Here is a 21,245-nt window from a genome sequence, read left to right as displayed (position 1 = left end):
CGTCCTTGGGGTCATCGGTTGAGAAAAAGCAGTGAACACGGGCGACCTTCAGCGCACCGGCATCATGCGGGCCAGCAGGCCGTCGCGGTCGATCAACTGGTGTTTGATGGCCGCCAGCACGTGCAGCACCACCAGAGCAGCCAGCGTGAACGCGGCCACCGCGTGCCAGGGCTTGATGGCATCGGCCAGCGCCTTGTCCTTGGGCACCCAGTCGGGCAGCGGCCACACGCCAAACAACACCACTGGAAAGCCCGCTGCCGAGCTGTAAGCCCAGCCAATCAGCGGCACGGCAAAAAACAGCACGTACAGCAGCCCATGCGTGCCGTGGTGCGCCAGCCGTTGCCAAGGGGGCATCACGGCCAGTACTTGCGCGGGCAATTCGGGCGGGCGGTGCGTCAGACGCCACACGAGCCGCAGCGCCGACAGTGCCAGCACCGTGATGCCCGCCCACTTGTGCCAGTTGTAGAGCTTGAGGCGCTGGGGTGAAAACGGCATGCCACTCATCACCACCCCCACCACAAAAATGCCTACCAGCGCCAGCGCCAGCAGCCAGTGCAGCGCAATGGCCGTGGTGGTGTAGCGACCGGTGGCGCTGGAAGAAGCGTTCATTTCAAGTTCCTGATACACGTAGCGAAATCAAGCGGCAGTCTAGTCACCAGGTGGCCCCAAAAACCGCAGCCCGCTTGATGTTGTATTGCAAATTTTTTGAATGATTTTTTGTGCAGTGGGCACTTGCTGCGCCCCATGTCCGCACCAATGTTGGGGCCATTCTGACGCACCCGGTCATTGGCTGTGGAACGGGCCACAGAAAACCACACAATACATGAACCGGTGTTGCCAAGCTCGGTTACCCTGTTTCATCAATTCGTTAAAACCCTGAAAAGGTCTGGGCGCTACTTGTCGCCTTGTGCCATTTGCGTTCAGTTTGCACTCGGTTTGCAATCCATTTACAGTCCATAAATCATGACCATTCGCCACCTCGACTCTTTATTCAACCCGCAATCCGTGGCCGTGATCGGCGCGTCAGAGCGACCTTTTTCTGTTGGCGGCACGTTGTGGCGCAACATGCACACGGCTGGTTTTGCGGGGCAGTTGTTCCCGGTCAACCCCAAATACAAGCAACTGGGCGGCCAGCGTTGCTATGCGCGCCTGAACGATTTGCCACAAGCGCCCGAGCTGGCCGTGATCTGCACGCCCCCCGCCACCGTGGTTGACCTGGTCAAGCAACTCGCGCGGCTGGGCACGCAGGCGGTGGTGGTCATCAGTGCGGGGCTGACAGCGGCGCAAAAGCAGCAGATGCTGGACGCCGCCCGCCCCACGCTGATGCGCATTCTGGGGCCTAACTGCGTGGGTTTGCTGTCACCGCACGCCGGGGTCAACGCCAGTTTTGCCCACATTGCCGCGCGACCGGGCGAGCTGGCCTTTGTGTCGCAGTCGGGCGCGCTGGTCACCGCCATGCTGGACTGGGCCGAGGCGCGCCACATCGGCTTTTCGCACTTCGTCTCGCTGGGCGAGCACGCCGATGTGGACTTTGGCGACATGCTCGACTATCTGGCCAGCGATGCCCACACCCGCGCCATCTTGCTGTACATGGAATCGGTGGACGACGCGCGCAAATTCATGTCGGCAGCACGGGCGGCAGCGCGCAACAAGCCGGTCATCGTGGTCAAGGCCGGGCGCAGCGCGCAGGGCCAGCAGGCCGCGGCTTCGCACACCGGCGCACTGGCCGCAGCCGACGACGTGATCGACGCGGCCATCGCACGTGCGGGCATGCTGCGTGTGGACAGTCTGGAAGACTTGTTCCACGCCGCCGAAATCCTCACCCGCTTCAAGGCCCCCATTGGCGAGGTGATGACGGTGCTGACCAACGGCGGCGGTGCGGGCGTGATGGCCGCCGACGCCGCCGCCAGCGCCGATGTGCCACTGGCTGCGCTGTCCCCCGAGAGCCTGGCCGCGCTGGACAAGGTGCTGCCCGCCAACTGGTCGCACGGCAACCCGGTGGACATCATTGGCGATGCACCCACCCAGCGCTATGTGGATGCACTGCACGCGCTGGCCAGCCGCCCACAAGACTCAGGCACCGTGCTGTTCATCCACGCGCCCACGGCCATCGTGCCCGCTACCGACATCGCACAAGCCTTGTTGCCTGCCATTCACACCGCAGGCCAGCCGCCATTGCCCGTGGTCAGCGCCTGGCTGGGTGGCCCGGCAGTACAGGCCGCACGTGATCTGTTCATCGACGCAGGCATCGCTTGTTACGACACGCCCGAGCAGGCCGTCAGCGCCATCGGCATGCTGCAACGCTACGCCCGCAACCAGGCCGAGCTGACCGAGGCCCCGCCCACCGCACACGCCTTTGCCCACCACCGGCCCGACACCGACCGCGTGCGCACCCTGGTACGCGAGGTGCTGGCCAGCGGCCGCGACATGCTGACCGAGCCTGAAGCCAAGGCCGTGTGCGAGGCCTACCGCATCCCCGTGGTCGCCACCCGCACCGTGCCTGCCGACCCGCAGGCCGCAGCCGCTGAGGCGGCGCGCATCGGCTTTCCGGTGGTGCTCAAAATTCTGTCCGAAGACATTTCGCACAAATCCGACGCAGGCGGCGTCGTGCTCAACCTGCACAGCGAAGAGCTGGTGCGCGAATCGGCCAGCACCATGCTGGCAAGTGTGCGTGCGGCCGAGCCGCAGGCGCGCATCGACGGCTTCACCGTGCAGGCCATGGTGCGTCGCCCGCAAGCGCGCGAGCTGATCATCGGTGCCAGCATCGACCCCGTGTTCGGCCCCGTCATCTTGTTTGGCCAAGGCGGCACCGCGGTCGAAGTGGTGCGCGACAGCGCCATGGCCCTGCCGCCACTCAACGCGCCACTGGCGCGCGCGCTGATCGGTCGCACCCGTGTGGCGCGCCTGCTCAACGCCTACCGCGACGTACCCGCCGCCGACCTGGGGGCCGTGGTCACCACCTTGCAAGCCGTGTCGCAACTGCTGGCCGACGTGCCCGAAATTGCCGAGCTGGACATCAACCCGCTGATCGTCAACCACGAAGGGGCCATTGCGCTGGACGCTCGCGTGCGCGTCAGCAGCCAGTGCCCGGCCGGTGCCGCCCACTTTGCCATCCAGCCTTACCCGGCAGGTTTGACCGAAACCGCCCAATGGCAAGGCCAGACCATCACCCTGCGCCCCATCCGCCCCGAAGACGAAGCGCGCCACCGCGCTTTCTTCGAGCAACTCGATATCGAAGACATCCGCCTGCGCTTTTTCTACAACCGCCGCAATCTGGAGCGCAGCGAACTGGCTCGCCTGGTGCAAATCGACTACACACGCGAAATGGCCTTCGTCGCCACGGTGACCGACGCAAACGGAGAGGAACGTACCCTGGGCGTGGCCCGCGCACTGGCCGATCCTGATAACGTGAGCGCCGAATTCGGCGTCATCATCTTGCACGATCTGATCGGCACCGGCTTGGGCCGCCTGCTGATGGACAAGCTGATTGGCCACATGCGCGCCATCGGCACCCAGTACCTCACGGCCATCGCTCTGCCCGAAAACCATCGCATGCGCCAGCTGGGCAAAAAGCTGGGCTTTACCGAGCAGGCTCAGCCCGGCCCACCCACTACGCTGCTGCTGACGCTGGATTTGCAGGTGGGGCGCAAAGGCTGAGGTGGCTTGGCTGTGATGCAGACCAGGTTGCGGCTTAAAACACGACGTGATTTTTGCCCTGGGTACTTGTGCATAAAGCACTATAAGCTATCATTTTTGAATGACTTGCGCATTTCAATCACCTCTTTTATTTCGAGTTTATTGCAGCACGCTGTTGACAGCTTTGACGCTGACTGACACTGCATACGCGCAAGAGCCGCCGCCCGCGTTGGATGCGGCCCAGTTTCGTTCGTGTCTGAACGGCTTGCATCGCTCATCCTCCTTCAAGGCCATCACGGCCGACACGTTTGCGCGCTACACCGACACACTGGCACCCGACGCCACGGTGCTGCCGCTGCTCAATCGTCAGCCGGAATTCACCATGCCGGTGTGGGACTATCTGGCCGTGCTGGTGGACGACGAGCGCGTGGCCGATGGCCGCGCTGCCTATGCGCGCTGGCAGCCGCAGTTGCAGCAAATGGCGCAGCAAACCGGTGTGGCGGCGAATATCATCGTGGGTGTGTGGGGGGTGGAAAGTAATTTTGGACAGAACCTGGGCGGGCGTTCGCTGGTGCAGTCGCTGGCCACGCTGTCGTGCTTTGGGCGGCGGCAAAGTTACTTTCGGGGCGAATTTGCCGCGGCGCTGCGCATTTTGCAAGAAGGCCACATTGCACCCGAGAAGCTGACCGGCTCGTGGGCCGGAGCGTTTGGGCAAACCCAGTTCATGCCGAGCACGTTTTTCCGCAGCGCGGTGGATTTTGACGGCGATGGCCGCCGCGACATTGTGGACAGCGTGCCCGATGCGCTGGCATCCACCGCCAAGTTTTTGCAAAACGCGGGTTACCGCCGGGGCGAGCCTTGGGGCTTCGAGGTGCGCCTGCCGCCGGGCTTTGATACCGGCGGGGCCAGCCGCAAGGCCAAGAAATCTATCAACGCCTGGCGACGCGCGGGCCTGACGCTGGCGGGTGGCAACCCGCTGCCGGACAGCTTGCCCAAAGCAGGCTTGCTGGTGCCCGCCCGTGGCGGCCCGGCGTTTTTGGTGGGGCGCAATTTTGATGCGCTGTACAGCTACAACGCCAGCGAAAACTATGCGCTGGCGATTGCGCATCTGTCCGATTTGATGGCCCAGCCCAATGCCCGTCTAGGTTTTGCCACGCCGTGGCCCACCGACGACGTGGGCTTGTCGCGCGCACAAAATCGCGAGCTGCAAATTCTGTTGCTGGCGCGCGGCCACGACATCGGCAGCGCCGATGGCATGATTGGTGCCAAAACGCGCGAAGCCATCAAGGTCGAACAGCAGCGCCTGGGATGGAAGGCTGATGGCCGCGCGGGGCAAAAACTGCTGCGCGCGCTGTACGGCGATTAGGTCTTGGCTGCCTCGCGTTCAGCCTCTGCGCAGCGCAGCGCCAGCCGGGCGGCGGCCAGATCCCAGCCTGCCCAGCCACAGTTTTTGAATAACACTGGCCCGCTTGGTTTGGTGTCGAGCGGATCGCGCACGATGTCTTGCAGCGTGGGCAAGGGGGTCATGTCGATGCTAGCCTGAATCAAATCGCCCGCCTCATGCTCGGCGTCGCGCGTGTCCAGCACGATGCGGCCTTGCGCGGCCAGGTGACGGCACAGCGCCGCGTCCAGCTCCACCATTTGCGGTGTAAACGCGCCCACGGCGGTGATGAAGGCATCGGTGCGCGGCAAGGCACGCAGTGCCACCTCTTGCGCTGGCGTGCACACGGCTGCCAGTGGGCAGTCGGCCAGGACGGCGTTGGCATCGCCTACCACTTCAGCGGTTATGGCGGTTTCGGCGCTCAGGCTGCGTGCGTGATTGGTCAGTGCCTCGGCGCTGGCGCGGCTGCGCGAATGCACTTTGAAATGCCGTACCCCCAGCGCGGTGGCAAACACCTCGACATGTGCACGTCCCTGCACCCCCGCGCCCACCACCAGCATGGGGCCTGTCAGCTTGGGCGAGAGCCAGCGCGCTGCCAGCGCCGACACGGCTGCCGTGCGCCGTGCGGTGACGGTGGGGCCGTCCATGACCAGCTGCCGCGTGCCGCTGGCCACATCGAACACCGTCACGTCGCCCTGGATGGTGGGCGTGCCCGTGCCCACGTTGGCCGGGGTGAAGGTGATCAGCTTGGTCATCGCCACGCGTGCATCGCAGCCCGGCATGGCAAACAGCGACGCACCGTCCGCTGTGGGCAGGATGATGCGTGGCGGCACGCGTACCGTGCTGTCACGCAGCAGGGCCTGCAATTCGTCGACCAGGGCAGGCCAGGGCAGGTGAGCAGCCGTTTGTGACGAGGTGAGCAAGTGGTTCATCGCGTTCATGGTATCCCGGCGTTGGCGGTGTACGTGGTGTCATGCAGCCCAAGTCCATGTGATTGGCCCGGCAACAAGAGGCTTGAGTCGTTGGCCATGGGCGTGGCTTAAAACATGCCCGTGCTTGATCAACAAGGCCCTTGTGCAGGATGGTGGTGGGTTTTTAGGGCAGGCTTGGCGATTGTAGCGCGCTGGTGGCTGTGGGTGGCGTCAAGGTTTCGGTCACCAGTTGTCCATCGGGATCAAACCGCAGAGCCTTGGTGAGTACGGGCACATCGTCCAGCCAGCCGACGATTTCTTCGGTATCGGCATTCTCATGAGGTGCGCTTTGCGAAGTGGCCTGTAGTTTTTTGCGCCATTCGGTCGGTGGCGGCAGATGGCGCACCGATTTTTTCAGCCGCAGCAGTCGAATGCCCGCCGTAGCCAGCACCCGGCGCATGAGGGCCAGCTCGCCCTGTCTGGCTTCATTGTCTTCGTCGCTCGGGGTGTCTACATAAAAAGCCCAGGCGGTTTTCCCTTTGGCGTCCACCACGACGAAGTCGATCACCTGTTCGCGCAGGCGCTTTTGCGCGCGTGTCGGGTTGTCGCTTTGATCTACCGCCACCAGGCGCGACAAAGGTTGGGCAGTCAGTACCACTTGCCCAGAAAAAGCCTCTTGCAGATAGGCCAGCAATTTACGATGTGCAGACGACAGGGTGACCGTCAAGGCATAGCTGTCTTTGCGGGCGCTACGGCTCGTACTGTTGCCTGCACTTTTTGTGGTGCTTTTGCGGCCTTTGATGGCGGTCAAAGCCGCCCACTCCCAACTCATGAAAAGTTGCTCTCCAAAAACAATGGGTGGCAAACACTTGCTTCGCTCCACCTGAAGTGCCGATGATGCCTGCGTTGCTGCCATCAGACAAGGGGAGCGGCGCTATCACGACGAAAGCACACGTCTGTCTGATAACGGGTTGCGCAAGCATACTGGTTGCGACTGCTTAGCCACCAGCGTGGCTCACCTCCATGATGCACCTGGTCTGGGCAAAACCATTAGTGGTGGGCAACGCGCCTGGAAAATGACCATTGGGGTGCTACATTGCCCGGCGTTACGGATTGACTCCATTGCGTGGCAGCAGACGCAAATAGCTGGGGCAAATGGCTGGACGATAAAATTATAGTTTTGATAGCACATGACGCTTATTTCACCAGCGACAGCGGCCAGTTTTATGCCTGAAAGCAAGGGCCATACGCCACGGCTGCACTTGCACGGCATCACCAAGCACTATCCCGGCGTGGTGGCCAATGACGGCGTGGCGCTGGCGGTGCAGCCAGGCCAGATCCACGCCGTGCTGGGCGAAAACGGCGCAGGCAAAAGCACGCTGATGAAGATCATTTACGGCGCGGTGAAACCCGACGCCGGTGCGCTGTACTTTGACGGCCAGCCCATGCACGTGCACAGCCCGCAACAAGCGCGCCAAATGGGCATTGCCATGGTGTTTCAGCATTTCAGCCTGTTCGAGACGTTGAGCGTGGCTGAAAACGTGTGGCTGGGGCTGGACAAATCGCTCAGCCTGCCCGAGGTGACGCGCCGTATTGCCGATACCGCTGCGGTCTACGGCCTGGACATTGACCCCGCGCGTCCAGTGCATGCATTGAGCGTGGGCGAAATGCAGCGGGTGGAGATCATTCGCGCTTTGCTGACCCAGCCGCGCTTGCTGATTCTGGATGAACCGACTTCGGTGCTGACGCCGCAGGCGGTGGACAAGCTGTTCGTGACCCTGCGCCAGTTGGCCGCTGGGGGGTGCAGCATTTTGTACATCAGCCACAAGTTGCACGAAATCCGCGCCCTGTGTACGGCCTGCACGGTGATGCGCGCGGGCCGGGTGACGGGCGTGTGTGATCCGCGTGAAGAAAGCAACGCCTCGCTCAGCCGCATGATGATTGGGGCCGAGCCGCCTGCGCTGGAGCACCACGCGCGCCAGCCGGGCGAGGTGGTGCTTCAGGTACACCAGCTTGATTTGAAGCGTGATGTACCTTTCGGTGTTGATTTGCACGACGTGTCGCTGCAAGTGCGCGCGGGCGAAGTGGTGGGCATTGCGGGGGTGTCGGGCAATGGCCAGCGCGAATTGCTTTTGGCGCTGTCGGGCGAAGACCAGCGGGCACCAGCCGCTGCCATCTTGATTGGCCATCAGGCTGCGGGACGGTGGCCGCCGCAGCGTCGCCGTGCGTTGGGCCTGCACTTTGTGCCCGAAGAGCGCCTGGGCCGTGGCGCGGTGCCTGAGCTGAGTCTGGCGCACAACCTGCTGCTGACGCGGCGTGAAGCGGTGGGCACCGGGGGCTGGTTGCGCATGGGTGCGTTGCGCATGCAAGCGGCGGGCCTGATCGAGCGCTTTGGCGTCAAGGCTGCCGGGCCAGGTGCCTCAGCGCGGTCGTTGTCGGGTGGCAATTTACAGAAATTCATCATGGGGCGCGAGATCGACGCCCAGCCCAAGTTATTGATCGTCTCGCAGCCCACCTGGGGTGTGGATGTGGGCGCGGCGGCACAGATTCATGCTGAAATTCTGGCCCTGCGTGACATCGGTGGTGCCGTGCTGGTGGTGAGCGAAGAACTGGACGAGCTGTTTGCGCTGTGCGATCGCCTGCATGTCATTGCCAAAGGACATCTGTCGCCTGCGGTGGCGCGGCGCGATGCGACGGTGGCGCAAATCGGCGCATGGATGAGCGGCCTGTGGCATGAGGGCGTGCAGCATCATTTGCATACCCTCGATGCCCAAGACATGGCAAGCACGGAGAACATAGCCCATGCTGCGGCTTGAACCCCGTCCCGCGCCGTCGCGCCTGTGGGCCTGGGCCTCACCGCTGCTGGCGTTGGCCATGACGGTGCTGATTGGCGTGGTGCTGTTCGCGTTGCTGGGCAAAGACCCGGTGCGCGGGTTGCAGGTGTTCTTTTGGGAGCCGGTCAAATCGGCCTACGCGCTGGGCGAGCTGGGCGTCAAGGCGACGCCGCTTTTGCTGATCGCGCTGGGGCTGGCAGTGTGCTTTCGCTCCAATGTGTGGAACATCGGGGCTGAGGGGCAATTCATCATCGGTGCGGTGGCCGCAGGTGGCGTGGCCTTGCAGGCTGGGCCGGATACGGGCCGCTGGATTGTGGTGGCCGTGTTATTAGCTGGGGTGCTGGGCGGCATGGCGTGGGCGGGCATCACGGCGCTGCTGCGCGACAAATTCAATGCGGGCGAAATTTTGGTCAGCCTGATGCTGGTGTATGTGGCCGTGCAGGTGCTGGGCTATCTGGTTTATGGGCCGTGGAAAGACCCGGCGGGCTACAACTTTCCGCAAACGCGCAGTTTTGACGCGGCCACGCAAATCCCGCGGCTGATGGCCGGATCGCGCGCCAGCGTGGGGCTGTTGCTGGCACTGGCAGGCAGTGCGTTGCTGTGGGTGTACCTGTTTCGCTCGCGTGCGGGTTTGGCTCAGCAAGTCGGTGGGCTGGCTCCGGCGGCGGCGCGCTATGCGGGGTTCTCGTCGCGCCGCGCGCTGTGGATGGCGCTGCTCGTCTCCGGCGGCTGCGCCGGGTTGGCCGGTGCGCTGGAAGTGGCGGGGCCGCTGGGCCAGTTGACGCCCTACGTGCCCGCAGGCTACGGCTTTGCTGCCATCATCGTCGCCTTTGTCGGTCGCCTGCACCCGCTGGGCATGGTGCTGTCGGCCATTTTGATGAGCATGTTCTACATCGGCGGCGAGCTGGCGCAGTCGCGCCTGGGGTTGCCCAAATCTCTGACCGGGGTGTTTCAGGGGCTGCTGTTGTTTGCGCTGCTGGCTTGTGACACGCTGGTGAACTACCGCGTGCGCTGGGGCAGGAGCGTTTGATGGACGCCACTGCTCTGCTCATCGCCGCCACGCTGAATGCAGGCACGGTGCTGGCCCTGGCCGCGCTGGGGCTGCTGATCAACGAAAAAGCAGGCATCGTCAACCTAGGGGCCGAGGGCATGATGCTGTGCGCGGCCATTGCTGGGTTTGCCACGGTGGTGCACACCGGCCACGACTGGTTGGGCTTTGCTGCTGGCATGGCGGCAGGTGCGGGCTTGGCAGCGATGTTTGGCGCGCTGGTGCTCTGGCTGGGCACCAACCAGTACGCCACCGGGCTGGCGCTGAGTTTGTTTGGCGTGGGTTTTTCGGCTTTTGCAGGCATCGACTATGTGCAGGCCAAGTTGCCCGAGCGACCGCAATACCACTGGTTCGGTTTGGGCGATGCGCCTTTTGTCGGCCCGGCGCTGTTTCAGCAGCACCCGCTGGTGTATGGGGCCATGGCTCTGGCGGCGGGGCTGGTCTGGTTTTTGTACCGCACCCGCGCTGGACTGGTATTGCGTGCGGTGGGTGAATCGCCCCAGTCGGCGCACGCGCTGGGCTACCCGGTGCGGCGGATTCGGCTGGCGGCGGTGGTGTTTGGCGGGGCGATGTGTGGGCTGGCCGGGGCGTATTTATCGGTCATCTACACGCCACTGTGGGTCGAAGGCATGGTGGCGGGCAAGGGCTGGATTGCGCTGGCGTTGACCACCTTTGCCACCTGGCGACCGGCGCGCGTGCTGCTGGGCGCTTACCTGTTTGGCGGCGTGACCATGCTGCAATTTCACCTGCAAAGCCACGGCGTACAGGTGCCCAGTCAATTGCTGACCATGCTGCCGTACCTGGCCACCATCGTGGTGCTGGCGCTGATCTCGCGCAACCCAGCGTGGATTCGCGCCAACATGCCCGCGTCGCTGGGCAAGCGGTTTGATCCCGAGGGATAAATCGCGCCAGCGCGAAAGCGTTTAGTTACAAATAAAGCTAACACGCCTCAACAATGTTTAACCCCGTTTTGCGCAGCACAGCGTTCAAGCATGGGTTATTCACTTTCACACACCAAGGAGTCACCATGACATACCTCGGCACGCGCCGTTTGTTCGCTGTTCTGATCGCCGTTCAACTCGCAGCCTGCTCCAGCAGTGCGCCCGATGCGGTGGTGTCAGGCGCAACGGCTGCTTCGCCAGCGCTTGACGGCAGCGCGCAGACCCCACTGGAGCGCCGCAGGGTTAACCAAACTGCTGCCCGTACCCAAGTGCAAGAAGCCCCTGCGTATGCGCCTGCCGCCGCACCTGCGATGGTTGCCGTCGCACCACCCCCAGCCTTGCATGCACCTGGCCCCGTGCCAGAAAGAGGGCGTCTTTTTAAACCCAGCACGCCACCTTCGGTCAGTGCAGTCCCCGGCCCTTCTACCGAACGCTATGCCCAAATCACCGACAACCCCGTCAAACTGGTGGCAGAAGCTCCGGTGTCCACCTTCAGCATTGATGTCGACACAGGCAGCTACAGCAATGTGCGGCGCATGTTGAATGCGGGCACCTTGCCTCCAGGCGATGCGGTGCGCGTGGAGGAGCTGATCAACTATTTCCCCTACGACTATGCCCAGCCCAGCGACGGGCGGCCTTTTGCAGTACACACCCAGATGGCTCCCGCACCCTGGAACGCCGAACGCGTGCTGCTGCGCATTGGCATCAAAGGCCAGGACGTAGCCAAACAAAGCCTGCCACCGGCCAACCTGGTGTTTCTGGTGGATGTGTCTGGCTCGATGAACAGTCAGGACAAACTGCCCTTGCTGAAATCGTCACTGAAACTGCTGGTGGACGAGATGCGGCCGCAAGACCGCATCTCGCTGGTGACCTACGCCTCGGGCACACAGGTGGTGTTGCAACCTACCTCAGGGGCTGACAAGGCCAGAATCAAAGCCGCCATCGATGCCTTACACGCGGGTGGCAGCACGGCCGGGGCTTCGGGCATTCAACTGGCTTACAGCGCTGCGCAGCAGAGCCTGATCGAGGGCGGCATCAACCGCATTTTGCTGGCCACCGACGGCGACTTCAACGTCGGTGTGGCCGACGTCCGGCAGCTTAAAAGCATGGTTGAACAAAAGCGCAAGTCGGGTATTTCGCTGTCCACCATAGGTTTTGGCACCGGCAACTACAACGAAGCCATGATGGAGCAGGTTGCCGACGTGGGCGACGGCGCTTATTCGTACATCGACAGTCTGATGGAAGGCCATAAGGTGCTGGTCAACGAAATGACCTCCACGCTGGCCACCATTGCCAAAGATGTGAAAGTGCAGATCGAATTCAACCCAGCTGTAGTCAAAGAATATCGTCTGATTGGCTACGAAAACCGCCAGTTGCGTCGCGAAGATTTCAACAACGACCAGGTGGATGCGGGCGACATCGGCGCAGGCCACACGGTCACCGCGCTGTACGAACTGACGCTCAGCGGTGCCAAAGGCAGCATCGACCCTTTGCGCTACGCCCAGGCCAAGAAAGCGGATAACCCTCATGCCAATGCCAATGCCAATGCCAAAGCCAAAGCCAAAGCCAAAGCCAAAGCCAATGAGCTGGCGCACCTGCGCCTGCGCTATAAGCTGCCCGGCCAGCCCAGCAGCACGCTGATCGACACGCCTATCGCACGCCAGGCCATCGCGCCGCTGGCATCCACCGACACCGAATTCCGTTTTGCCACAGCCGTGGCGATCTTTGGCCAGTTGCTGCGCGGTGGCCGCCACACCGGCACCTGGAGCTACGCTGATGCCCGAGCACTGGCTTTTGAGAATCAGGGCAGTGACCGCTACGGATACCGTGCCGAATTTGTGCGCCTGATCGACCTGGCGCAGGCGCAGTCCAGATGAACCTCCTACAACGAGCAGATGTTGCATGGCAAGCCGCTTCGGGCCACGTCCTACGCACCTTGCCGCGCAACGAGTGATCGAAGACTTGCGCCACTTCCTGGGACATCACCTACATCGCCACCGATGAGGGTTGGCTGTCCCTGGCCGTGGTCATCGACCTGATCAGCTGCCAGGTGGTGGGCTGGAGCCTGGGTGAGCGCATGACACGCCAGTTGGTCATGGATGCTCTGCGTATGGCGTGGTTCCGCCGTTGTCCGGACAAGCGCAGCGGCCTGATCTTCCACAGTGACCGTGGCAGCCAATATGGCAGCAGTGACTGCCAGAACCTGCTCAAGGAATACGGCATGCGCAGTTCCATGAGCCGAAAGGGCGACTGCTGGGCCAATGCGTGCAGCGAAGCCCTGTTCGGCTCACTCAAGGTGGAACGGCTGCACGGCATGCGGTTTGAAACCCGTCGTGCAGCCAAAGACGGAAACCATAGACTGGCTACTCTGGTACAACAGCCGCAGGCTGCATTCAACGCTGGGCTACATCAGTCCCATGCAATACGAGCAATGCTGGCTCGCGGCACAGCCGAAAACAGCGAAAATGTGACTCGGCTATGGAATTCACATTCCGAGGGCAAGGTCAATAAGGCCAGCGCAAAAAATGCTTCTCCCACACGATCAGGCCATGCGCTTCATTCATGGCTATACCGCCGTGCTTCAGCAGGTCTTGAACGCTTCGAGCACGCCGGCAAGCGATTCGCTCATCAACGACCTGGCCGCTGCGCGTGCGCTCGCCAAGGACAAGCCCACGCTGATCGATCACGCCATAACCGAACTTGCTGTCCAGGGCCGGGCCGTGGATCCGGATGTGGCTGAAGCCATTCGGACAGTGCGGGTGGCGCAGTGGATTTACCTTCGCCATAGCAAGACTCGTGCCATTTTTCTCGATCAGGATGCTGAAAACGCCTATGCCGTCAAGGCGCTGACCACGCCGCTTGACCAAGTGGTGGATGCGCCGCCTTTCCTGTTTGAAACCGGTGTGTTTGACTATCTGAGCCACTACGTGTGCGACGGCATCATCGCCAACCCGATCATGCTGGGGCCGGGCTACCAGGCGGATTTCAACGCCGCTTATGCAGACATCCGAAAGGCGGGACGTTTTCACGCCAAGCCTGTGGCTTGAACGATGCAATATGCTGGTTGGCGCTTGGCTGACCGACGCCACTGCAACACGCCGACTCAAGCCTTGGGCAGCGTCACGCCCACCTGGCCCTGGTACTTGCCGCCCCGATCCTTGTAGCTGGTTTCGCACACGTCGTCGGCATCGCTTTCAAAGAACAGCACCTGGGCGCAGCCTTCACCCGCGTAGATTTTGGCGGGCAGGGGGGTGGTGTTGCTGAACTCCAGCGTGACGTAGCCTTCCCATTCCGGCTCGAAAGGGGTGACGTTGACGATGATGCCGCAGCGCGCGTAGGTGCTTTTACCCAGACACACGGTGAGCACGTTGCGCGGGATGCGAAAGTACTCCATGGTGCGCGCCAGCGCAAAGCTGTTGGGCGGGATGATGCAGACGTCGCCATGAAAATCGACAAAGCTCTTTTCGTCGAAGTTCTTGGGGTCGACCACGGTGCTGTGGATGTTGGTGAAGATCTTGAATTCGGGCGCGCAGCGGATGTCGTAGCCGTAGCTTGAGGTGCCGTAGCTGACGATTTTTTGTCCGTCGGCAGACTGGCGCACCTGGCCGGGTTCAAACGGCTCGATCATGCCGTGCTGCTCGGCCATGCGGCGGATCCAGCGGTCGCTTTTGATGCTCATGATGTAGGCAATAAATTGCTATAGATTAAGTAGCTGATTACGCTTGTTGTTCTTGCGCAAAAGCTGTATTTTGGGGAGATATATACTTAACAAACCATAGCCTGCAACGGGCTACGGTAGGCCGTTGACCTAGCGGCTACTTCTTGGGCGTCTTGGCCGCGGCTGGCTTTGGTGCCTGCTTGGGCTGAGGCGGGGTGTTGAGCATTCTGCGCAACACATTGTCCTCACGCGAGCGGGGTTTGACGTTTTGGTGGTTCACGGGCTGTTGAACGGGTGGCATGATGCAATGGTACGCCAAAGTTCTTGCCATGATCCCTAAACAGCTACGACTCCAGAAAGCCGAGGAAAAACGGCTTTCAAAGTTTCCTGATTTTAAGACGCACAAGCGGAACAAACATCCTCGACCGTATCACAAGGTTGGAGGTGCGCGTGTTCACACAACGGGTTTTATCGACGTTTCCGGCAATCATGCCGCGTTTATGCTTTGGCGCGATGGAAACGAATTAACAGATAGATTATTTCTTGCAAACCTGTTTTTGAAGATTTCTGGAGGTGGTTTTTATCCGATTTTTGAATTTCATTGGCACCCAAGTCATAAAGGAATTCATTGTAAACTTCCGTGCAAAACGAATTCTGATTATCTAAATAGGCAGCTACCAGGCGCGCCAGAGTTCGATATAACAAAAGATTATGGAAAACTACTTGACCCACGCGATCCTCTCGATAGAATTGAGCTTATTAAATTATTTTGTATAAAATGTGGGATAGCGTTGCCGGAATCTAGTGATGGCGGCCAAATGAAGCTAATTGCTTAGGCTTTGTTATGGATTACTTAAAGAAATCTATTTGCGACCTTTTTAAGGTTGAAATAGAGAGCAAGCGCTTAGCACGAGTGATTACGCCACTTCAGTACCAGGGTGGCGATCAGGTCGTCGTTCGCGTTCGCAAGAACGATGGCGGCTTTACGATCGATGACAATGGGGAGGCTGCGTTCTTTGCCGCTGTCAATGGTGGAGATATAGAAAGCGAGGCGTTTGCACGGTGGATGGAAGAGCTTCAATTTTTATCACCAGTTGGACTCGATGACGATGAGATTTTATCCGTCACTACAGCTTCCGAGACAGACATTCCATTGTATATATTTCGTGTAGCCGAAGTCGCTCAGCAGTTATATGCAGTATCCATGCCGCGCGGTGAACGAGTTCAGAATGACTTTCGTGAACGATTGCAAGCTATCGTTCATAATATCGTGAATGAAATGAATGCGCCAGCTAAGCAAAACGCTGAGCTTCCTATAGCTGGCGGATTTGTGGCTGATTATTTGATCGAGACAAAAACGCCAATAATAATTATAGCTGCCACATCCTCTGCGCGACTTCTTGAGGCAGAAGTAATTCATGAAAAATACAAGTCGGACAAGCGTCCGGTAAATGTTATTGCGGTTGCTGAAAACCAAGCTGCTGTAGGCAAGAAGCAGTTTGAACGAGCTGCTTACTACACAGATCGAGCACTGATTTTTGATGAACTTGCCTTTGAATCGCTCATTAAACAAGAAGCGCAAGAGCTATCGCATTAGTTTGGCGATTAGCCGCTCAAACTTAGACGGCCCGTTGCGAACAAGTCCTTTGATACGTCAGCCGCTTGCCAGCGATCCCTTTGAGCGCCAGATTGGCGCGGTCAGTATCGCTGTAGCCGAGGGCGCTGCGGGTGTTGTAGCGGAAGTCAAACTCATGCACGTAACGCTGCAAGTGCTGCTCGCCGACGTGATGAAACGTGCCGACCAGCCCACGCTTAAGGATTGAGAAATAACCTTCTATGGTGTTCGTCGTGACGTTGCCACGAGCGTACTCTTGGATGGTGTGGTTCACGGTTTCATGGCTCGCGTAGCCTTGCGTGGCTTTGCGGTAACCGTAGTGGCTGTCGGTGTGAATGTGGGTGTTCTTGTCCACGTTCTTGGCGATGGCCTCCTTCAACGTGGCCGCCGTGACCATTTCGACATGAATCGAGCGCACCTTACCGCCGCGTTCAACCAGCGAGACAATCTTTTCTTTCTGGTGGCCGCCCTGTTTGGTGCCAACCAGTTTGCCGATCTTGGATTGATGGGTGTTTCCCCAATAGGTTTCGTCAACCTCAACCGTGGAGCCGCCACCGCCCAGCAGGCCACCCGATTCAGCCGTCATGGCCTCACGGATGCGGTGCGACATGAACCAGGCCGTTTTGTAGGTCACGCCAAGCATGCGCTCCAACTGCTTGGCGCTGATGCCTTTCTTGCTGGCGCACATCAGGTGCACGGCTTGGAGCCAGACATTCAGGGCGATCTTGCTGCGCTCGAACACGGTGCCGACCGTGACGGTGAATTGAGAGGCGCAATCGGTGCACTTGTAAACGCCGGGGCGGTGGGCTTTGCCTTGCAACTTGTAGTGCTCACCGATTGAGCCACAGTGCGGGCACACAACGCCATTGGGCCAGCGCAGGGCTTCCAGATACTCGCGCGCCTTGTCTGCGTCTTGGAAGTGGGGTTGGTTGAGGATTGGTTCAGCCATGGTTTGTGCTCCGATGACTGAAGTGTGCCCTATGCATCAGGGTTTGTCAAGTATATAATTCCCGTATTTTGCTTGAAAACATTTGCAACTCAGGACACCAGGTCGAGTCTGACTTATTTGAGACTTCCGCGTACGCCCTCAGCCAGCCAGTCCATGCCGAGAATTTGCGCATCGTCCAGCGTCTGGCTTGGCGGCACGCGCTCGGTGCCTGCGTTGTCTTTGATGGGGCCGTGAAACGGGTGCAGGTGGCCTGCGGCGATATCGGCTTGCAACTTCAGCACCTCATCTTGCACGGCCTTGGGCACTTTGGGGCCAAAAGCCTCGACACGCACCATGCCTTCTTTGATCCCGCCCCACACATTACCGCTGCGCCAGGTGCCCGCCTGTGCCTGGCGCACGCGCTGGGTGTAATAGTCGCCCCACTGGTGCGTGACTGCGACGATTTGCGCTGTGGGGGCCATGCGCCGCATGTCGGAGTGGTAGGCCACGGCCAGTTTGCCGCGCTCTTCAGCCGTCGCCATGACGGCGGTGGAGCCGGTGTGAAACGCCAGCACGTCGGCCCCCTGATCCATCAGCGCCTGCGCGGCCAGGCGCTCGCGCGCTGGATTAAACCACTCGTTCAACCACACCACGCGCACTTCGGCTTTGGGATTGACGCTGCGCATACCCAGCGTGAAGGCATTGATGCCTTGCAACACCTCAGGAATGGGAAAACCGGCCACATAGCCGGCCAGACCGGTTTGGGTCATGCGCCCGGCAGCCACGCCCGCCAGATAGCGCCCTTCGTAGTAGCGTGCATTGGCTGTGGCCACATTGGGGGCTTGCTTTAAGCCGGTGATGGACTCGAACTTGACATCAGGAAAATCACGCGCCACCCGCAACGTTGGCTCCATATAGCCAAAGCTGGGGGTAAAAATGATCTGATGGCCCTGCTGCGCCAAGTCGCGGATCACGCGCTCGGCGTCGGCCCCTTCGGGCACGTTGGCCACATGCGTGGTCCGCACCTGATGGCCCAGCGCCTTTTCGACCGCGCGCCGCCCCTGATCGTGCTGCTGCGTCCAGCCCGCTTCAGTAATGGGCGACACATACACCCACGCCACCTTGATGGCAGCCGACGCGGGCGCAGGCTGGATTTGCGAAAAGGTGGGAAGCGAAAAGCAGGCAGCCACAAGCGCGGCAGCGAGGTTTTTGTACATGGTGGTCCTCTACATGGCCCCGGGATCTGAAACGACGCGCGACATCCTGGAGCAAGGGGTGCCACGCGGGGCGGGATTGTCGCATGCAGTGGGGTTGGCGACTGGGCATGAGAAAACGTGGGTCTGTGACCCCAAGCGCCGCGCTGGATGTGCCGAAATATCGTCCGGCGCGATGTTTGATTTACTTGTCGCCGCCCGGCACCGTGCCTTCGACGCCTTGCACGTAGAACTTGATGCCGCGCATGAAGTCGTCATCGGCCACGGCGTCCGCAGCCAGCACTTCCTGACCGGTGTTGTCGGTGAGGGGGCCTTTCCAGATATGGAATGTCCCAGCCTTCAACCCGGCCTTGACTTCGTCGAGTTTGGTTTTGGCTTCGGCGGGGATGTCTCCGGCCAGCGATACCAGGTCGATGGCACCTTCTTTCACGCCCCACCAGGTGTGGCCAGGTGCCCATGGAGCGCCATTGAGCACATCGCCGACGGCCTTGATGTAGTAGGGCGTCCAGTCGATCACGGCTGATCCCAGGTGCGCCTTGGGGCCGTAGGCGGTCATGTCGCTGTCCCAGCCAAAGCCGCGCTTGCCCATCTTCTCAGCCGTTTGCAGCACGGCGGACGAGTCGGTGTTTTGCATCAGCACGTCGGCCCCGCCGTTGATGAGCGAGGTGGCGGCTTCGGTTTCCTTGGGCGGGTTGAACCATTCGTTGACCCACACCACTTTGGTTTTGACGTTGGGGTTGGTGCTTTGCGCGCCCAGGGTAAAGCTGTTGATGTTGCGGATGACCTCCGGAATCGGGATCGAGGCCACCACGCCCAGCGTGCCGGTTTGGGTCATGGCCCCGGCGATCACGCCCGCCATGTACGCGCCTTCGTAGGTGCGGCTGTCGTAGGTGCGCATGTTTTCGGCGGTTTTGTAGCCGGTGGCGTGCTCGAGTTTCACGTCCTTGTGGTCGGCGGCCACTTTCAGCATGGGTTCCATGTAGCCGAAGGTGGTGCCAAAAATCAGCTTGTGGCCGTTGCTGGCCATGTCGCGGATGACGCGCTCGGCGTCGGCGCTTTCGGGCACGCTTTCGACGTAGGTGGTGGTGATTTTGCTGCCGAATTCTTTTTCCAGCGCCTTGCGGGCGTTGTCGTGCGCAAACGTCCAGCCACCGTCGCCCACAGGGCCGACGTAGGCAAAGGCAATCTTCAGCGGCTCAGGCTGGGCGGGCGCTTCGGCTGATGCTGCCGGGGCCGGTGTGGCAACGGGCGCGGGTTCGTCTTTCTTGCCGCAGGCCATCAGGGCGCTGGCGGCGGCGGCCAGTGCGGCCAGTTTCAACAACGAACGCTTGTGCAAATGGTTCATGTTTGCAGTCATGCTTGCGGTCATGCGGAGGCTCCTTGCGCCAGATCGTTGAAAGCCGTCATTATGGTGGAGGCTGGGTGGTGGATGCCGATGCTGACCGGGTGCGGCGATGTGCTTGGCGCGTTTGACGTAACTGCCCCAATGTTTTAAATGACTATATTTTTAATAGCTAATAAGCCAATATTGCGAAAACAGCCTGTTTTCTAATTCATTGCAGGGCTGCGTTTCATCCTGATGTCAGGCGATGGACATGCATGGTCATCGTCGCTGGCTGTCCCGACCGATGCTGCGGCACGTTGCCTGGACAGTTCATTCAGCGCAGCGCTGCGCTCGGATGACAAGGCGTGCCATTGCAGCTTGGGCAAATCGCCCACTTTGTCCACGAGCAAAGTTGTCTCGGGCGGGCTGTGCAGTGTGACGACATCAACACCACCAAAATCATTCAGCTCGACGTGGCCTGACAAGGTTTCGATTTGCAACTGGTGCACCTGGCCTGCGCGCACTGTCAGGCGGGGGCCGCGCCAGCTTGCCAGCAGTTCACACCCATCGTTCAGCCCTGTGATGCGCAGGTGCTCAATGTTGCGGTGCAGGCCAGCCAGATTGACATTGACCCTGCGCCCTTGCAGTGCAAGGCGCATTGGGGCGCTTTCGTGCAGGCTGATTTCATCGGCCTCGATCTGATGGACCTGCATGGGCAGGCGCAGCGTCAGGTGTCTAATTTGACGGTGCCGCCGTTCGTTTGAGGCAGGCACTGGAAGGCGCTGGTCGATGTACAAGGTATCGCCTTGCTGGCGCAAGACCAAGGCCGGTTCAAACGATTGATTTTCGTTGGCGGTGATTTCCAGCGCTGCATCGTCCGACCATTCCAGTTGTGTCTGCACTCCACGGCCCACGGCGGGTGCCACCACCACCCGGCGCAGGGTGGCGGTATCAGCAGCAGGCCAGCGGTAAGTTCTGGATGTTGATTGGTCAGGAAACAGCATTGCCGACAGCATCATGCTGCCTGCCAACACTGCAAAGGCCAGCAGCACCAAGGGCAGCGCCCAACGTTGGTTGCGCCTCATGCCACGTCCTTTTCGCGCAGTGCGCGGTAGCTGGCCAGCCAGAACAAGGCAGGCACACCCAGCCAGCAGGTCAGGGACAGGGTATAGGCGGCCCATGAAGCCCAGACGCGCAGTTCTGCCGGTTGTAACCAGACGCCCAGCACTTTAAAGTTCACCTCGCCGCCCACCGGAATTAGCACCAAAAACAAGGCGATGCACAGCCCAATGGCCAGCACCAGGGTGCGCAAGGCCGCGTGGTGTTTGAACATCACCAGCCCGGCGGCGGCGTAGCCGGTTAACGCGACGTACACCAGCGCCCAGGCCGCTTGGGCATGCCAGCCCATGACGTTCAGCACCATGGGGTGCGGGCGCAGCGGCACAAAAGTGACGGCCGGTTTGATCGAAGACAGCTCGCAATACGACTGCGTCTGACAGGTCAGCACGTTCAGGTGGTGGCCCAGTTCGCTGGCCACTGAAAACACCGCCGCGAACACCGCGCTGTACAGCAGCGTAAAGCCCAGCAGCAGGGTGCTGGCCATCAGCAGCCATTTTTCCAGCGTAGAGGCTGGCTGCATCAGATACAGCAGGGCAGATTCGGGCTTGCGCCACACGCTGAGCAACTGGTGCGCAAACAGGTAACCGGCCAGCAGCCAACCCATGATGTACACCACCATTTGATCTTTGGTGCTTA

The 21,245-nt window shown here is 60.7% G+C and carries 18 protein-coding genes and 1 pseudogene; 10 read left to right on the top strand and 9 right to left on the bottom strand.

The window, feature by feature from the left end; all coding sequences use genetic code 11:
* Positions 1-48: 48 nt before the first annotated feature.
* Positions 49-609, bottom strand: a complete 561-nt coding sequence (locus ACK5NW_RS11155) for a cytochrome b (RefSeq protein ID WP_416928026.1) — start codon at positions 607-609, stop codon at positions 49-51.
* A 354-nt stretch (positions 610-963) separates the two neighbouring features.
* On the opposite strand from ACK5NW_RS11155, the gene ACK5NW_RS11150 reads away from it, so the two are divergent.
* Together ACK5NW_RS11150 and ACK5NW_RS11145 are read left to right on the top strand one after the other, a co-directional pair.
* On the top strand, positions 964-3,657 hold the full coding sequence (locus ACK5NW_RS11150) for a GNAT family N-acetyltransferase (RefSeq protein ID WP_416928024.1): 2,694 nt from the start codon (positions 964-966) through the stop codon (positions 3,655-3,657).
* Positions 3,658-3,757: 100 nt separating this feature from the next.
* Positions 3,758-5,002, top strand: a complete 1,245-nt coding sequence (locus tag ACK5NW_RS11145) for a lytic murein transglycosylase (protein ID WP_416928022.1) — start codon at positions 3,758-3,760, stop codon at positions 5,000-5,002.
* On the opposite strand, the gene ACK5NW_RS11140 is transcribed toward ACK5NW_RS11145, so the two are convergent.
* Complete coding sequence (locus ACK5NW_RS11140; RefSeq protein WP_416928020.1) at positions 4,999-5,958, bottom strand: delta(1)-pyrroline-2-carboxylate reductase family protein; 960 nt, start codon at positions 5,956-5,958, stop codon at positions 4,999-5,001. The genes ACK5NW_RS11145 and ACK5NW_RS11140 overlap by 4 nt on opposite strands.
* Positions 5,959-6,112: 154 nt before the next feature.
* Positions 6,113-6,760 carry a DUF2726 domain-containing protein gene (locus tag ACK5NW_RS11135; RefSeq protein ID WP_416928018.1) on the bottom strand — a complete coding sequence of 216 codons (648 nt, stop codon included), beginning with the start codon at positions 6,758-6,760 and terminating at the stop codon, positions 6,113-6,115.
* A gap of 394 nt (positions 6,761-7,154) precedes the next feature.
* On the opposite strand from ACK5NW_RS11135, the gene ACK5NW_RS11130 reads away from it, so the two are divergent.
* The 6 genes and pseudogenes from ACK5NW_RS11130 (at position 7,155) to ACK5NW_RS11105 (ending at position 13,798) form a co-directional block, all read left to right on the top strand.
* Positions 7,155-8,744, top strand: coding sequence for an ABC transporter ATP-binding protein (locus ACK5NW_RS11130; RefSeq protein WP_416928016.1), 1,590 nt, complete (start codon positions 7,155-7,157; stop codon positions 8,742-8,744).
* Entirely contained in the window at positions 8,731-9,792 is a 1,062-nt protein-coding gene (locus ACK5NW_RS11125; protein WP_416928014.1) for an ABC transporter permease, read from the top strand. The genes ACK5NW_RS11130 and ACK5NW_RS11125 overlap by 14 nt, the downstream gene beginning before the upstream one ends.
* Positions 9,792-10,712 carry an ABC transporter permease gene (locus ACK5NW_RS11120; protein ID WP_416928012.1) on the top strand — a complete coding sequence of 307 codons (921 nt, stop codon included), beginning with the start codon at positions 9,792-9,794 and terminating at the stop codon, positions 10,710-10,712. The genes ACK5NW_RS11125 and ACK5NW_RS11120 overlap by 1 nt, the downstream gene beginning before the upstream one ends.
* Positions 10,713-10,837: 125 nt before the next feature.
* Positions 10,838-12,628 carry a vWA domain-containing protein gene (locus ACK5NW_RS11115; RefSeq protein ID WP_416928010.1) on the top strand — a complete coding sequence of 597 codons (1,791 nt, stop codon included), beginning with the start codon at positions 10,838-10,840 and terminating at the stop codon, positions 12,626-12,628.
* Between the two features lie 101 nt (positions 12,629-12,729).
* Positions 12,730-13,222: pseudogene (locus ACK5NW_RS11110) on the top strand (IS3 family transposase); the annotation flags it as partial.
* A 54-nt stretch (positions 13,223-13,276) separates the two neighbouring features.
* Positions 13,277-13,798 carry a hypothetical protein gene (locus tag ACK5NW_RS11105; RefSeq protein ID WP_416928008.1) on the top strand — a complete coding sequence of 174 codons (522 nt, stop codon included), beginning with the start codon at positions 13,277-13,279 and terminating at the stop codon, positions 13,796-13,798.
* A 56-nt stretch (positions 13,799-13,854) separates the two neighbouring features.
* Here ACK5NW_RS11105 and dcd read toward each other — a convergent pair whose 3' ends face one another.
* Positions 13,855-14,430, bottom strand: coding sequence for a dCTP deaminase (gene dcd, locus ACK5NW_RS11100; protein WP_416928006.1), 576 nt, complete (start codon positions 14,428-14,430; stop codon positions 13,855-13,857).
* A 278-nt stretch (positions 14,431-14,708) separates the two neighbouring features.
* On the opposite strand from dcd, the gene ACK5NW_RS11095 reads away from it, so the two are divergent.
* Both ACK5NW_RS11095 and ACK5NW_RS11090 read left to right on the top strand, forming a co-directional pair.
* On the top strand, positions 14,709-15,245 hold the full coding sequence (locus ACK5NW_RS11095) for a hypothetical protein (RefSeq protein ID WP_416928004.1): 537 nt from the start codon (positions 14,709-14,711) through the stop codon (positions 15,243-15,245).
* A gap of 8 nt (positions 15,246-15,253) precedes the next feature.
* Complete coding sequence (locus ACK5NW_RS11090; protein WP_416928003.1) at positions 15,254-16,006, top strand: hypothetical protein; 753 nt, start codon at positions 15,254-15,256, stop codon at positions 16,004-16,006.
* A 22-nt stretch (positions 16,007-16,028) separates the two neighbouring features.
* Here the strand turns inward: ACK5NW_RS11090 and ACK5NW_RS11085 are convergent, their stop codons facing one another.
* The 5 genes from ACK5NW_RS11085 to ACK5NW_RS11065 form a co-directional block, all read right to left on the bottom strand.
* Complete coding sequence (locus ACK5NW_RS11085; RefSeq protein WP_416928001.1) at positions 16,029-16,973, bottom strand: IS1595 family transposase; 945 nt, start codon at positions 16,971-16,973, stop codon at positions 16,029-16,031.
* A 113-nt stretch (positions 16,974-17,086) separates the two neighbouring features.
* On the bottom strand, positions 17,087-18,169 hold the full coding sequence (locus ACK5NW_RS11080; protein WP_416927999.1) for a BMP family ABC transporter substrate-binding protein: 1,083 nt from the start codon (positions 18,167-18,169) through the stop codon (positions 17,087-17,089).
* A 181-nt stretch (positions 18,170-18,350) separates the two neighbouring features.
* On the bottom strand, positions 18,351-19,511 hold the full coding sequence (locus ACK5NW_RS11075) for a BMP family ABC transporter substrate-binding protein (RefSeq protein WP_416927997.1): 1,161 nt from the start codon (positions 19,509-19,511) through the stop codon (positions 18,351-18,353).
* A 203-nt stretch (positions 19,512-19,714) separates the two neighbouring features.
* Positions 19,715-20,575, bottom strand: coding sequence for a hypothetical protein (locus tag ACK5NW_RS11070; RefSeq protein WP_416927995.1), 861 nt, complete (start codon positions 20,573-20,575; stop codon positions 19,715-19,717).
* Positions 20,572-21,245, bottom strand: a 674-nt coding sequence (locus ACK5NW_RS11065) for a hypothetical protein (RefSeq protein ID WP_416927992.1), incomplete at its 5' end; no start/stop codon positions are given. The genes ACK5NW_RS11070 and ACK5NW_RS11065, both read right to left, overlap by 4 nt.

The organism is Ottowia sp., assembly GCF_047975795.1.
Taxonomy (GTDB): domain Bacteria; phylum Pseudomonadota; class Gammaproteobacteria; order Burkholderiales; family Burkholderiaceae_C; genus Ottowia.
Note: the sequence above shows the minus strand (reverse complement) of the source record. Positions and strands in the feature narration are given on the sequence as shown.

Excerpts from the sequence above, each read along its gene's own strand:
- ACK5NW_RS11155 (WP_416928026.1), bottom strand. The coding sequence starts at position 609 with ATGAACGCTTCTTCCAGCGCCACCGGTCGCTACACCACCACGGCCATT.
- ACK5NW_RS11150 (WP_416928024.1), top strand. The coding sequence starts at position 964 with ATGACCATTCGCCACCTCGACTCTTTATTCAACCCGCAATCCGTGGCC.
- ACK5NW_RS11145 (WP_416928022.1), top strand. The coding sequence starts at position 3,758 with ATGACTTGCGCATTTCAATCACCTCTTTTATTTCGAGTTTATTGCAGC.
- ACK5NW_RS11140 (WP_416928020.1), bottom strand. The coding sequence starts at position 5,958 with ATGAACGCGATGAACCACTTGCTCACCTCGTCACAAACGGCTGCTCAC.
- ACK5NW_RS11135 (WP_416928018.1), bottom strand. The coding sequence starts at position 6,760 with ATGAGTTGGGAGTGGGCGGCTTTGACCGCCATCAAAGGCCGCAAAAGC.
- ACK5NW_RS11130 (WP_416928016.1), top strand. The coding sequence starts at position 7,155 with ATGCCTGAAAGCAAGGGCCATACGCCACGGCTGCACTTGCACGGCATC.
- ACK5NW_RS11125 (WP_416928014.1), top strand. The coding sequence starts at position 8,731 with ATGCTGCGGCTTGAACCCCGTCCCGCGCCGTCGCGCCTGTGGGCCTGG.
- ACK5NW_RS11120 (WP_416928012.1), top strand. The coding sequence starts at position 9,792 with ATGGACGCCACTGCTCTGCTCATCGCCGCCACGCTGAATGCAGGCACG.
- ACK5NW_RS11115 (WP_416928010.1), top strand. The coding sequence starts at position 10,838 with ATGACATACCTCGGCACGCGCCGTTTGTTCGCTGTTCTGATCGCCGTT.
- ACK5NW_RS11105 (WP_416928008.1), top strand. The coding sequence starts at position 13,277 with ATGCTTCTCCCACACGATCAGGCCATGCGCTTCATTCATGGCTATACC.
- dcd (WP_416928006.1), bottom strand. The coding sequence starts at position 14,430 with ATGAGCATCAAAAGCGACCGCTGGATCCGCCGCATGGCCGAGCAGCAC.
- ACK5NW_RS11095 (WP_416928004.1), top strand. The coding sequence starts at position 14,709 with ATGATGCAATGGTACGCCAAAGTTCTTGCCATGATCCCTAAACAGCTA.
- ACK5NW_RS11090 (WP_416928003.1), top strand. The coding sequence starts at position 15,254 with ATGGATTACTTAAAGAAATCTATTTGCGACCTTTTTAAGGTTGAAATA.
- ACK5NW_RS11085 (WP_416928001.1), bottom strand. The coding sequence starts at position 16,973 with ATGGCTGAACCAATCCTCAACCAACCCCACTTCCAAGACGCAGACAAG.
- ACK5NW_RS11080 (WP_416927999.1), bottom strand. The coding sequence starts at position 18,169 with ATGTACAAAAACCTCGCTGCCGCGCTTGTGGCTGCCTGCTTTTCGCTT.
- ACK5NW_RS11075 (WP_416927997.1), bottom strand. The coding sequence starts at position 19,511 with ATGAACCATTTGCACAAGCGTTCGTTGTTGAAACTGGCCGCACTGGCC.
- ACK5NW_RS11070 (WP_416927995.1), bottom strand. The coding sequence starts at position 20,575 with ATGAGGCGCAACCAACGTTGGGCGCTGCCCTTGGTGCTGCTGGCCTTT.